Genomic DNA, 434 nt, shown 5'->3' on the forward strand with positions numbered 1-434 from the left:
GTCGTAGGCAGATGCAAACCAGCTAAAGTTCATCCATGCCCACCACAACGCAAAGAACACCATAAAATAAAGTGTTAAGCCATGTGATAAATGATTTTCGATAATGCTATGGTGTAATTGTTGCCCTGCTGTAGCAATGGCGACCACAAAAATTAAGTCAAATAACAATTCTAATGAGGTTGCAGCGCGATGTGGTTCGTGTGGATTTCGTGGTGCAAGTGGCTTTAACCACCCATATTTTACAAATAATGAATTTGGCATTATTTTCACATTATTGAGATTATTATCATGATTTTTCCAAAACTCTAGCTTTCATTCAAGTAAAAAACTGAGTTCTTTTGACAATTTTGTTAATGATCTAACATCTATCGCTTAAATTTAAAAATTCATAAATAAAAAGCCCAATCAAAGGGCTTAATAACAAACAAATCTAG

The 434-nt window shown here is 34.1% G+C and carries 1 protein-coding gene; it reads right to left on the bottom strand.

From position 1 onward, the window contains the following. A partial coding sequence (locus tag EYW48_RS21495; RefSeq protein WP_277433080.1) for a low temperature requirement protein A occupies window positions 1-261 on the bottom strand: 261 nt, incomplete at its 3' end. Window positions 262-434: the final 173 nt, after the last annotated feature.

This window comes from Vibrio sp. 1180_3 (assembly GCF_029478545.1).
GTDB lineage: Bacteria > Pseudomonadota > Gammaproteobacteria > Enterobacterales > Vibrionaceae > Vibrio > Vibrio aestuarianus.